Source organism: Bradyrhizobium sp. WBAH42 (genome assembly GCF_024585265.1).
In the GTDB taxonomy this organism is placed as follows: Bacteria; Pseudomonadota; Alphaproteobacteria; order Rhizobiales; family Xanthobacteraceae; genus Bradyrhizobium.
In genome coordinates this window covers 635,600-648,011 of record NZ_CP036533.1, presented here as the reverse complement: position 1 = coordinate 648,011, position 12,412 = coordinate 635,600, and the positions used below count along the sequence as shown (strand labels likewise).

9 protein-coding genes are annotated in these 12,412 nt (G+C 64.8%); 4 read left to right on the top strand and 5 right to left on the bottom strand.

What is annotated here, in order from left to right; genetic code table 11:
- The first annotated feature begins 66 nt into the window (after positions 1 to 66).
- Entirely contained in the window at positions 67 to 627 is a 561-nt protein-coding gene (locus DCG74_RS03090) for a group 1 truncated hemoglobin (protein WP_172786671.1), read from the top strand.
- A 152-nt stretch (positions 628 to 779) separates the two neighbouring features.
- Here DCG74_RS03090 and DCG74_RS03085 read toward each other — a convergent pair whose 3' ends face one another.
- Positions 780 to 1,691 (bottom strand): DMT family transporter, encoded by a 912-nt coding sequence (locus DCG74_RS03085; RefSeq protein ID WP_172786670.1) that lies wholly within the window; start codon positions 1,689 to 1,691, stop codon positions 780 to 782.
- A 109-nt stretch (positions 1,692 to 1,800) separates the two neighbouring features.
- On the opposite strand from DCG74_RS03085, the gene DCG74_RS03080 reads away from it, so the two are divergent.
- A complete protein-coding gene (locus DCG74_RS03080; RefSeq protein WP_172786669.1) occupies positions 1,801 to 2,664 on the top strand; it encodes a LysR family transcriptional regulator in 864 nt (287 codons plus the stop codon).
- A gap of 17 nt (positions 2,665 to 2,681) precedes the next feature.
- Here the strand turns inward: DCG74_RS03080 and DCG74_RS03075 are convergent, their stop codons facing one another.
- The gene (locus DCG74_RS03075; protein ID WP_172786668.1) at positions 2,682 to 2,915 is read right to left on the bottom strand and encodes a hypothetical protein; all 234 of its coding nucleotides are present in this window, start codon (positions 2,913 to 2,915) and stop codon (positions 2,682 to 2,684) included.
- A gap of 204 nt (positions 2,916 to 3,119) precedes the next feature.
- On the opposite strand from DCG74_RS03075, the gene DCG74_RS03070 reads away from it, so the two are divergent.
- On the top strand, positions 3,120 to 5,636 hold the full coding sequence (locus tag DCG74_RS03070) for a glycogen/starch/alpha-glucan phosphorylase (protein WP_172786667.1): 2,517 nt from the start codon (positions 3,120 to 3,122) through the stop codon (positions 5,634 to 5,636).
- 221 nt (positions 5,637 to 5,857) lie between these two features.
- Positions 5,858 to 6,673, top strand: coding sequence for an acyl-CoA thioesterase II (locus tag DCG74_RS03065; RefSeq protein ID WP_172786666.1), 816 nt, complete (start codon positions 5,858 to 5,860; stop codon positions 6,671 to 6,673).
- A 195-nt stretch (positions 6,674 to 6,868) separates the two neighbouring features.
- Here the strand turns inward: DCG74_RS03065 and DCG74_RS03060 are convergent, their stop codons facing one another.
- The 3 genes from DCG74_RS03060 to DCG74_RS03050 form a co-directional block, all read right to left on the bottom strand.
- Positions 6,869 to 8,485 (bottom strand): phosphoenolpyruvate carboxykinase, encoded by a 1,617-nt coding sequence (locus DCG74_RS03060; RefSeq protein WP_172786665.1) that lies wholly within the window; start codon positions 8,483 to 8,485, stop codon positions 6,869 to 6,871.
- A gap of 285 nt (positions 8,486 to 8,770) precedes the next feature.
- Positions 8,771 to 11,365: a CHAT domain-containing tetratricopeptide repeat protein gene (locus tag DCG74_RS03055; RefSeq protein ID WP_172786664.1), complete on the bottom strand. Its 2,595-nt coding sequence runs from the start codon at positions 11,363 to 11,365 to the stop codon at positions 8,771 to 8,773.
- Between the two features lie 64 nt (positions 11,366 to 11,429).
- Positions 11,430 to 12,179 carry a HugZ family protein gene (locus DCG74_RS03050; protein WP_172786663.1) on the bottom strand — a complete coding sequence of 250 codons (750 nt, stop codon included), beginning with the start codon at positions 12,177 to 12,179 and terminating at the stop codon, positions 11,430 to 11,432.
- Positions 12,180 to 12,412 lie beyond the last annotated feature (233 nt).

The window sequence follows — 12,412 nt, the reverse complement described above, 5'->3', positions numbered from 1 at the left end:
GGCCGCGGTTTCGACGGGACGATGCTGGTGCCGCAATGCCTCACGAAACCCTGTAAGGAGGTACCCATGGCAAGGGCTCGTTCGACTTCCATCAGCAGACGAAGCGTGGTCGCAGGCCTGGCGCTGACAGCCGCCCCCGTGGCGTTGGCTGGAGCCAATCAGGCGCATGCGCAGGCCCAGCAAACTCCTCCGGATCAAAGTCTGTATGAACGACTTGGCGGTGTTTTCGCCATTGCAGCGGTCGTGGATCACTTCAGCGAGGCTGTCGTAAAGAACCCGATCGTCGGCCAGAAGTCCAAAAATCCGCAGTTGAGGGAATGGCACACCAAGAATCTGAAACGCTTGCCTGGCCTCAAGTTCATGCGAACACTTTGGGTCTGTGACGTTTCGGGCGGGCCGTTCCAGTTCAAGGCCACCAGGCCGGGTACGACGCCCCTTGGCCTTGAGGAGGCGCACCGGGCCTTGCTGATCTCCCCGGCGGAATTCGACGAGGTCGCAGCTGAACTCGGACGGACACTTGACTTCGCCAAGGTCCCGAAGCGCGAGAAGACCGAAGTACTGGCTGCGTTCGCCAGCCACAAAGATGAGGTCACCGCCGGTTACGTATCGAAAGCCAAGCGCGGTTGAAGCATCGCTATGAGGTCGTGATCAACGGCGTTCATCGGCAAGGCCGAGACGGCCAGCGCAGCGAAGCAATCCAGAGTCCCTCCGCGAAAGATTCTGGGTTGCTTCGCTGCGCTCGCAATGACGATGTTGAGATAGCGGGGCCTCTATCTCGCTCACGACTTCGCCTTCGCCGGCCGCGTCACCAGGTAGATGCCGAGCGCGACCGGAATGATGCCGAGCAGGTCGCGCGCCTCGATGTGCTCGCCGAGCACGAGGAACGCGAACAGCATGCCGAGCGGCGGCATCAGAAAATGATAGGCGCTGGCGGCGGTGGCGCCACACGTCTTCAGGAGATGAAACCAGAGCCAGGAGGCGAGGATCGAGCCGCCGAGCACGAGGAAGGCGAAGGCGCCGATCAGGCCCGGCGTATAGTCGATGGCGTGGACATCGGCGAAAATCAGCGCGACTGGCGTCAGCGCGATGCCGGCAGCGAGGTTCTGCACGCCGTTGCCGATCCACAACGACCCCTTCGGTGCGAGTAGCTTGAACAGGATGGTCCCGGCGACGATGGAGGCGAGCGAGGCCAGCGTGAAGACGATCCCGTCCAGGCTGTCGGCGCCGACCGACAGGCGATGCCAGACGATTGCCGTCACACCGATGATCCCGAGCAAGAGGCCGCTCGCCTTGCGCCAGGTCATGCCTTCGCCGAGCAGCAGCGCGGCGAGCGCCGCCGTGAACACCGGATTGGCCGACACGATCAGGCCGCCAAGGCCTGCGGAGACCGATTGCAGGCCGGTGTAGCCGAGCCCGAGATAGAGAGCGTTGTTGGCGATGCCCAGCACTGCGAAGACCGCGGCGTCACGCCAGGTCAATGACCAGCCGTCGCCGCGGGCGAGCGTGGCGCCCAGGATCAGGATGCCCGCGAGCGAGAAGCGCGCGGCGAGCAGGATCAGCGGCGGGCAATGGGTGACGCCGATCTTGCCGGCGACGAAGGCGTAGCTCCAGAGCAGGCAGAACAGGCCGATCGCGAGCGGCAATGTGTTGAAGCGGCTGCGCGGGGCGGGAAGCGAGGTGGCGAGCGACATGAGGGCATTCTCGGATGTTTTTCTTCTGCCCTCGATCTAGGGAGGCCGCTTGTCATTTGGAAATTAAATGATTAACTGCAGTCCAGTGGATTTTTCAATGGAGGCGGCGATGCTGGATCTGGAGCTGCTGCGCAGCTTCGTCTCGGTGGTCGAGGCCGGCGGCTTCACCCGCGCCGGCGAACGGGTCCACCGCACGCAATCGACCGTCAGCCAGCAGATCAAGCGGCTGGAGGAGGATGTCGGTCAGGTGCTGCTGCACCGCGACGGCAAGGACGTGCGCCCGACCGAGGCCGGCGAGCGGCTGCTCTCCTATGCGCGGCGGTTGCTGTCGCTCGCCGAGGAGGCGCGCGACGTATTGCGCCAGCCGGGCGGCGAAGGCGCGATCCGGCTCGGCATCCCCGAGGACTTTGCGGCCTACCGCTTGGCAAAACTGCTCGGCGCGTTCTCGCGATCGCATCCGGGGTTGCGGCTCGACGTGCGCGCCGACCAGAGCAAGCATCTCGCCCGCGATCTCGCGCGCGGTGAGCTCGACCTTGCGCTCTACAAGCGCGAGGCCGGGGCAAAGGACGCGATCGCGGTCTGGCCGGAGCGGGTGCACTGGGTCACCAGCAAGAGCCATCCGGTCGAGGTCGATGTGCCCTCGGTGCCGCTGATCGGCTTTCCGCTCGGCTGCATCTATCGCGCCGGCGCCATCCACGCGCTGGAAAGCGCGGGCCGCGCCTGGCACACCGCCTACACCTCGTCGAGCCTCGCCGGCATCCAGGCCGCGGTCGCCGCCGGCATGGGCTTGAGCATCCTGTCGGAGATGGCGATCCAGTCCGATCACCGCGTGCTGACGGCAAAGGATGGCTTTGCGCCGATCAACAAGACCGAGGTGGCGCTGATGGCTTCACCGGATGCGAGCCCGGCAACGCTGCGGCTTGCGGATCGTCTCGCGGAGTTTTGCGATGCGGTGCAGAGCAAGGCGGCTTGAGCTCGCCGGACCTCCGCTCAATTCGCAGCGGACATCAATTTGTCACCGCACGCGCTTGCGTAGAACTTGCCGCCGCATTGGCGCTTGATCGCAGTGCAGCGGGCTGCGGGCGACGCATTCTGCGGCACCGTGAAGCCGCAGCTGAGGCCGTCGGCGCTGCGACCGGTTTTGCCGGCGGCAAACGCCGCGCTGGTGGCGCTGATGCAGACGACGAGCAGGGCTGCAGTGGCGATTTCGATCAGCAATCTCATGGTCGTCTCCTCCACACTGATGGCTGAATCTTTCGTAATCTAGCACCGAATCCGGCTTTCTCCGTGCTCCTCCGGGTTCCCAACTCGGCCCGTTCCTTGCATAATTTTGCGCCAGCGGCGTGCACGACCGCCGGGCGTCAGTTCCGGTGCAAGGGGCAGGACGCGTAGATTGGTGAGAGTACTTCGACCTAGGAAGTGACGGCTTTGCAGGATTCATCGTTCCAGCCCAGTTTTCCGGCCCCCGGGCAGCCCATCGACGAACTCGCGCTGGCCGAGATCAAGGGCGCAATCCTGGCAAAGCTGCGCCTTGCCATCGGCAAGGACGCTGGCATGGCGACCAGGCACGATTGGTATCAGGCCGCGGCGCTCGCACTGCGCGACCGCATCGTGCATCGCTGGCTCACGGCCGAGAAGCACAGCTACGACGCGGGCCGCAAGCGCGTCTATTATCTCTCGCTCGAATTCCTGATCGGCCGGCTCTTCACCGATGCGCTCAACAACATGGGCCTCCTGCAGATCTTCGAGGTCGCACTCGGCGATCTCGGCGTCTCGCTGCCGGAGCTGCGCAAATGCGAGCCGGATGCAGCGCTCGGCAATGGCGGCCTCGGCCGGCTCGCCGCCTGCTTCATGGAGAGCATGGCGACCCTGTCGATCCCCGCGATCGGCTACGGCATCCGCTACGATTACGGCCTGTTCCGCCAGATCATCAATCAGGGCTGGCAGCAGGAATATCCCGACGAATGGCTGAGCTTCGGCAATCCCTGGGAATTGCAGCGGCCCGAGGTGATCTACGACATCAATTTCGGCGGCGGCGTCGAGCATGTCGATGACAAGGGCCGCGACCGCGCGATCTGGCACGCGAGCGAGACCGTGCAGGCGATCGCCTATGACACGCCGATCGTCGGCTGGCGCGGCCAGCACGTCAACGCGCTGCGGCTGTGGTCGGCGCGCTCGCCCGATCCGCTGAAGCTCGATGCCTTCAACAAGGGCGATTACGTCAGCGCCAGCGCCGAGCAGGCGCGCGCGGAGGCGATCTGCAAATTCCTCTATCCGAACGACGAAAGCCCGGCGGGCCGCGAGCTGCGGCTGCGCCAGGAATATTTCTTCGTCTCGGCCTCGCTGCAGGATCTGGTCAAGCGGCATCTGTCGTCCGACGGCCAGCTGCGCAGCCTGTCGAACAAGGTCGCGGTGCAGCTCAACGACACCCATCCGAGCCTTGCCGTCACCGAGCTGATGCGCATCCTCGTCGACCTCCACAATTTCCGCTGGGACGAGGCCTGGAAGATCACCGTCGCCACCCTCTCCTACACCAACCACACGCTGCTGCCGGAGGCGCTGGAGACCTGGCCGGTCGAGCTGTTCGAGCGACTGTTGCCGCGGCATCTGGAAATCATCTACCGCATCAACGTGCAGCATCTGGCGCTCGCGGAAGCGCGCTGCCCCGGCGACATCGACTTCCGTGCCTCGGTCTCGCTGATCGACGAGAAGAGCGGCCGCCGCGTGCGCATGGGCCAGCTCGCCTTCGTCGGCTCGCACCGCATCAACGGCGTCTCGGCGATGCATTCGGACCTGATGCGCGAGACCGTGTTCCACGACCTCAACCATCTCTATCCCGGCCGCATCACCAACAAGACCAACGGCATCACCTTCCGCCGCTGGCTGATGCTGGCGAACCCGAAGCTGACCGATTTGTTGCGCGAGACCTGCGGCGAGGCCGTGCTCGACGATCCGACCCAGCTCTCGCTGATCGAGGCGCGCGCCAGCGATGTCGAGTTCCAGAAGAAATTCCGCAGCGTCAAGCACCACAACAAGGCCCAGCTCGCCCGCCTGATCGGCGAACGGCTCGGCATCAGGGTCGACCCGGGCGCATTGTTCGACGTGCAGATCAAGCGCATCCACGAATACAAGCGCCAGCTGCTCAACGTCATCGAGACGGTCGCGCTGTACCAGGCGATCAAGGACGAGCCCAACGGCAATTGGGTGCCGCGGGTGAAGATCTTCGCCGGCAAGGCGGCGGCGAGCTATCGCTATGCCAAGCTGATAATCAAGCTGATCAACGACGTCGCCGACATCGTCAACAACGATCCCGCGATCGGCGGCAAGCTCAAGGTCGTGTTCCTGCCCGACTACAATGTCAGCCTCGCCGAAGTAATCATTCCCGCCGCCGATCTGTCCGAGCAGATCTCCACCGCCGGCATGGAAGCTTCCGGCACCGGCAACATGAAGCTGGCGCTGAACGGCGCCATCACCATCGGCACGCTCGACGGCGCCAACATCGAGATCCGCGACCATGTCGGCGCGGAGAACATCGCGATCTTCGGCATGGAGGCAGGCGATGTCATGATCCGGCGCAAGCAGGGGCTGGATGCCTCCGACGTGATCCGCAGGTCACCAAAGCTGCAGCGCGCCATCAACGCGATCGGCGCCGGCGAGTTCTCGCCCGGCGATCCCGGCCGCTTCGAATCCATCGCGCATGCGCTGCGCTATCTCGACCATTACATGGTCAGCGCCGATTTCGATTCCTATTACGAGACGCAGCGCGCGGTCGATGCGCGCTGGCAGGTGGCGCCGGCCTGGACACGCGCCTCCATCCTCAACGTGGCGCGCATGGCCTGGTTCTCCTCCGACCGCACCATCCGCGAATACGCCGAGGAGATCTGGAACGTGCCGGTCAACCCGACGACGCCGCTGCTACCGAACCTGCGCGACGCCGCCGGCTGATTTTCCGCGGGGTGGAAGCGGTGTTACCTGCGAGGTTATTGCATCCTTCGCAAGGGATGATGATATGATCATCATCATCCCCAAAGCGGGTCCGTGACACGACGCCGCAACCTCAAGCACCGTCATTGCGAGCGCAGCGAAGCAATCCAGAATCTTTCCGCGAAGACAATCCGGATTGCTTCGCTGCACCCGCAATGACGACGAGGCACCGAGGACCGACAATGCACGCCAAGCTCCCGCACCCCTTCGACGAGGCCACGCGCGTCACCGCCGGTGACAGCAGCTGGCAGGGACACACCAGCGACGATTACTGGGCCTTTGTCGGCCCGTTCGGCGGCGCCACGGCCGCGACCATTTTGCGCGCGCTGATCGAACATCCGCAAGCGGCCGGCGATCCGCTCGCCGTCACCGTGAATTATTGCGCGCCGATCGCCAAGGGTCCGTTCGATCTCGACGTGCGGCTGGTCAAGGCCAACCGCTCCAGCCAGCACTGGAGCGTCGAGCTCAGCCAGGGCGGCGGCGAGGTCGCAACGCTCGCCACCGCGGTGTTCGCCGAGCGGCGGCCGTCCTGGGAGCACCGGGTGGCGCAATATCCGGATGCTAAGCCGTTCGAGCAGACGCTGCCATTCCCGAAGATCTCGGCATCCTGGGCCAACCAATACGAATTCCGCTTCGTCGAGGGCGAGATGCGGATGGGCCCGCCGCAGGCCGAGCCCGCCAGCACCTATTCGAAGATCTGGATCAGCGACCGCACCCCGCGCAAGCTCGACATGCTGTCGCTGATGTCGATGTCGGACGCCTTCTTCGGCCGCATCTTCCACGCCCGGCGCGAGCTGGTGCCGTTCGGCACGGTGTCGCTGACGACGTATTTCCACACCGACGCCGAGGAGCTCGCGGCTGAAGACATCACGCGCGTGCTCGCGACGGCCGATTCGAAGATCATGCACAAGAGCTACGCCGACCAGAACGCCGAGCTGTGGTCGCCGAACGGCCGGCTGCTCGCGACCACGACGCAGATCGCGTATTTCAAGGCGTAGGTGCTTCCAGACTCCTCATTGCGAGGAGCCCGCGACAAAATTGCGGAGCAATTTTGCGCAGGCGACGAAGCAATCCAGATTGTCTCCGCGGAGGGATTCTGGATTGCTTCGCTGCGCTGGCAATGACGGTGGAGAGAAATGGGGCAAATAAAAAGGGCGGCCTCTCGGCCGCCCTTTTGCATTAAGACAGAGCGTTTACTCCGCCGCCAGCTTCACATCCGGCGCGGCTGCGCGCACCTCGGCGTCGACCTGGGCTTCGAACTTGGCAAAATTCTTCTGGAACATGCCGACCAGCGCGCGGGCGGTCTTGTCGAACTCGTCCTTGTCCTTCCAGGTGTTGACCGGGTTGAGGATCTCGGCCGGCACGCCCGGCAGCGCGGTCGGGACCGCGAAGCCGAAATATTTGTCGGTGCGGAATTCGACGTTGCGAAGCGAACCGTCGAGCGCGGCGGTGAGCAGCGCGCGCGTCACCTTGATCGGCATGCGCGAGCCGACGCCATACTTGCCGCCGGTCCAGCCCGTATTCACCAACCAGCAATCGACATTGTGCTGGGCGATGAGGTCGCGCAGCATGTTGCCGTAGACGCTGGGGTCGAGCGGCAGGAAGGGCGAGCCGAAGCAGGTCGAGAATTCCGGCTGCGGCTCGTTGCCGAGACCGCGCTCGGTGCCGGCGACCTTGGCGGTGTAGCCGGACAGGAAGTGATACATCGCTTGCGCCGGCGAGAGTTTTGCGATCGGCGGCAGCACGCCGAAGGCGTCGGCAGCCAGCATCACCACGTTCTTCGGCTGCGGCGCGCGGCCGGTGCGCGAAGCGTTCGGGATGAAGTCGAGCGGATAGGCCGAACGCGTGTTCTCGGTCTTGGAGCCGTCGTCGAAATCGACCACGCGCGTGTCCTCGTCGAGCACGCAGTTCTCGAGCACCGCGCCGAAGCGAGTCGAGGCGGCATAGATCTCGGGCTCGGCTTCCTTCGAGAGTTTGATGCACTTGGCGTAGCAGCCGCCTTCGAAATTGAAGACACCGTTCGGGCCCCAGCCGTGCTCGTCGTCGCCGATCAGCGTGCGGTTGGGATCGGCCGACAGCGTCGTCTTGCCGGTGCCCGACAGGCCGAAGAAAATCGCGGTATCGCCCTTGGCGCCGACATTCGCCGAGCAGTGCATCGGCATCACGCCGCGCTCGGGCAGATAATAGTTCAGCGTCGTGAACACCGACTTCTTCATCTCGCCGGCATAATAAGACCCGCCGATCAGGACGATCTTGCGGGTGAAATCGATCGCGACGACGTTCTCCGAGCGGCAGCCGTGGCGTTTGGGATCGGCGCGGAAGCTCGGCATGTCGATGATGGTGAGCTCCGGCACGAAGGTCGACAGCTCGATCGCCTCGGGGCGGATCAGCAGCGTGCGGATGAAGAGCGAGTGCCAGGCAAGCTCGGTGAAGACGCGCGTCTTGATCCGGTAGGCCGGGTCGGCGCCGCCATAGAGGTCCTGCGCGAACAGGCGCTGGCCTTCGGCGTGCTTGAGGAAGTCCTGATAGAGCGTCTCGAACTGCTCTGCGGTGATCGACTGGTTGCCGGCCCACCACATCTTCTTGTCGGTGGCGGCGTCGCGCACCGTGAACTTGTCCTTCGGGCTGCGCCCGGTGAACTCGCCGGTGTCAGCGCAGAGTGCGCCATCGGCGGAGAGCACCGCCTCGCCCGCTGCGAGCGAGTATTGATAGAGTTGCGGCGCACCCAGGTTCCAGTGAACCTGCTTGAGATTCTTTAAGCCGAATTTGTCAGCGCCGAAGGCACCGTTGCGCACGCCCGTCTCTTGCACGAAAAAATCCTCCTAGAACTCGCGACACTCAGCGCGGCCAAGTCTGGCGCCGTCGCGATCACCGTGAATATGGGCCGTTCGGCCTCGGCTGAACGACGTAATACTGATGAACGCTGGCGTTGCCAAGCTGATCCCGCAGGATTTGGTTTATTCAAGGACCGCGCCAAACGTCGCGCATGTCAGCTCTGAATGGCTGCATCGAGAAAGTGCTGATGATCGCGCAACCAAATGCACGTTTGCGCGTTATGCCCGGTTATTGCGACGCACAATCGCGGCGCCGACGCCCTATCTTACCTCACCCTCGCCGATCAGCGCGAACGGCCCCCACATCGCGGGATAAGCGTTGCGTGGCGACGAGGCATCATCGAGATAGGCTAACATCGCGCGGCGCAAAGCTTCGGCACGACCGAGCTTCGGTTCGTTCTTGAGTAGCTCGAAGGTCGATGTGGTCAAGCGGGTCGCAGCCTCCGAATCCACGGCCCAATGCGACACCAAGAGCGCGCGGGCGCCTGCGTAGAAGAACGAGCGCGCCAATCCCGACAACGCTTCGGCACCGGGCTTGTCGCCCGCGATGGTGTTGCAGGCGGATAGCACAACCCAATCGGCATTGAGTTTGAGCTGGGCCACTTCGCTCGCGGTGAGAAGACCATCGTCGAGCTCCGTCGGCTGGTCGGGGATGGAGAGCGCAAGCGAGGGCTCCCCCAATCCCTTGACGTCGCCGGCAACGAGGCCGTGGGTGGCAAAGTAGATGATGCCGTATTGGGCAAGCGCTGCACGCTTGAGCGTCGTTTCGCTGGCGTCGCGGCCGAGATGAATATCGCCCTCAGCCGCGCCGACGTCCCTCGCCACCGCGTTCAATTCATCGGCCGTATCGGGCAGTTGCGGCAGTGCCTGGGCCAGCCGCGCACGATCCACGCCGGCGCCGCGCCAGAAGTCGGCATAGGCGATCGTCGCAATGCTGCGTGCGGCGACCTTGCCGCTCGCGGCGCGCCGGTCGGCAGGCCCTTCGGCCGCAGGGTTGAACACGGGATCGCCGAAACCGGTCATCGGCTTGATGCTCTGATCCCTGCGGGCAAAAGCGCGCAGCGATTTCAGGCTGATCACCGACGGCAGCACCGAGACGGCCTGGCGCCGCAGCAGCCAGGCAGCACTGCGGTAGCCCTCGAGCCGGTCCGGGATCGCAGCCTGCGGCTTCTCCGTGACCAGCAGATGAAACGGCAATGCGGTCAGTGCCGCCGACGGCACCACCAGCAGGTTGCGCTTGTCCTTGGTCAGCGCCTCGACCGGGCCGAGCAGCGCGACATAGAGCTCGTTGGCGAGCCCGAGATCGAACAATCCCGATTTGCCGGAGGCATCGCGCGCCTTGCCGACATCGAGCCCCCTGCGGAAGGCGGTGACTTTCTGCGTGATCGCGTCCGCTTCGAGCGGAATCTCCTTCCAATCGACGCGCTCGCGCGTGATCGCGACGACATAGCTCCGCCTGTCGACGACGGAATAGACCACCATCGCCTCGTCGGAGGCCAGCAGCGGCTGGATGTCCTTCACGGTCAGCGGCAGCGGGTTGGAAAGCAAGGAATAGTCGGGAAACTCGACCGCGAGCGTCTCCTGCAATCCGCTACGCGCGCTCGCGATCGCCGCGATCCGCGCGCGGCTGCGCTGCTCGGCCGCGACGTCACGCTGGGCCGATGGCTTCGACACCGCAGCGATGATCGCCTTGTCGAGCGCTTCGGACTCGGCCGCGAGATCCTGATCCTTGCGCACGAGCTCGGCGAGCCGGTCGCTGCCGGCGGCGAGCCGCACCGCGAGCTTGTTCACGGCGGAAGCAGCAGAGGATTGCGAGCCGCGCTGGATCGCACCGAGGGCGTCGTCGAGCGCCTTCTCGCTCGCGAGCAGCGATTGCTGCCTCGCCGCGAACAGGATCGGCAACACGACACGCAGCTGCACACGGTTGGCCGCGAGCGTCCTCTGCGCCAACGGCAAGGCGTCCGCCGTCCGTCCCGTCGCCTGCAGGAAATCGGCGAGATTGCTCGTCGAGGTCGCGACATCGGGGTGATCGGGCCCGAGCGCACTCTCGCGGATCGCCAGCGCGCGGCGATACAGCGGCTCGGCATCGGCATAACGCTGCTGGTGCTGGTAGAGCCCGGCGAGATTGTTGAGCGAGCGCGCGACGTCGGGGTGGTCCGGCCCCAGCACCTTTTCACGGATTGCGAGCGAGCGCTTGATCGGCGCTTCGGCATCGGCGTCGCGGTCGAGGTCGCGCTCGACCTGTCCGATGTTGTTCAGGACCGTGGCGACCGCGGGATGCTCGGGACCTGCGGCCTTCTGATAGATCGCGAGCGCACGCCGGAACAGCGGCTCGGCATCGGCAAAGCGCTCCTGCTTCACATAGAGCGTGGCGAGATTGTTGAGGGCCCGGCCGACATCTGGATGCTCGCGCGACAGGCTCTTTTCGCTGACGGCGAGCGCGCGCTTGAACAGCGGCTCGGCTTCAGTGAAGCGGCCCTGCCGCTGATACAGCGCGGCGAGATTGGTCAGTTCGGGCGAGATCAAGGCGGTGTCGAGGCCGAGCGACTTTTCCATCAGCGCGATCGCGCGCTTGTAGACCGGCTCGGCCAGATCGTCGCGGCCCTGCCCGGCATAGACCTGGCCGAGATTGTTGAGCGCCGCAGAGAGCTCGCGCCCGTCATTGCCCTTCTCCAGGCTCGCGACCATGGCCTGCGCCAGGGGCAGCGCTTCCGCATATTTGCCGGCCTGGTTGAGCGCGTTGATCCGCGCCCCCTGTGCGGCGAGGTCGCCCTTTTGGGCGAGGGCCGGGGTAGCCAGCAGGGTGGTGATGGCGAGCGCCAGACCCGCAGTCCATGCCAAACGTCGACGCGTCATGACCCCTCTCGCTGCGTACCCGACAACCGTCACGGTCATGGGTCGCGGCGATCGGTAGCGGCGTTCAAGCGGTTGCGCCCTGGTCCATCCTCGTGCGCGCCTCGCCAGCGAGGCGGACCAGCATCTTGCGCAGGCCCGTGCCATCCGTCACCCGTTCCGGGAAGTCCAGCCGCAGCGCGGCTTGCCCGTCTTGCATGTCGAGGCCTTCAGGGTCACAGCCAGTACAGCGCCAGTCGCCCTCGGCGGCGCCGAGCAGCTTCGTTGCGTAGAGATTCAGGGCATCGCGATGGTCTGCGTTCATGTGCTCGACGGCGCTCGCCTCCGCCGCCAGCAGGTCCTCGGCGCCGGTGAGGTCGGTCAGGAATTGCTCGGGCTTGAGGTCGACGATCCGGCCGAAGCCGGCGACCAGATGGGTTCCCGTGGGCCGGATCCGGAAGAAGGAGAAATCCTTAAAGGAAACAAAGCCTTCCGCCGAGGGATGGGCACTGAGATACCGTCGCTGGAGCAGATCCTTGTCGGAATTGGCCTCCTCGGCTCGGCCCGACAGCATGATCCGGGCGCCTTCCAGGGGATCGCCGGCCACGCGCTCGTCCAGCATCAGCGAGACCCTGCAGTCCGCGAGGATGTTCCTGGTATGCACGGCAAGGCGCGAGATCAACAGGATCGGCGAGCCGTCGGGATGACTGGCGAGATTGACCAGGGAACAATAGGGATCGCCGCTGCCGGTCATCAGCGTCGCCAAGGCCCCCTGCCGGGACCGCCTCAGCAGCGATCTGGCGAGCCTTGCGGGGTCGAAATCGGGGGTCGGTTGCATCGGCTTTCTCAGCTCAGGTGGTTGCAAGGTGGGCCTTTTTTCGGGTAAACGGGGGCCCGGTTATGGGTCGAGACGCGGCGAATCTGCCGTGTCTCGTGGAACTTGGTCACACTTCAGCCCAGCTTGCATTGCTCGGTGACAAGGTTCGAACGCCACTTCGGCACCCATGTATGCGGCGCATCACTGGATCGCTCGCCGTTTCAAGCCACGACCCAAACGGAAAGCAGAAAGCA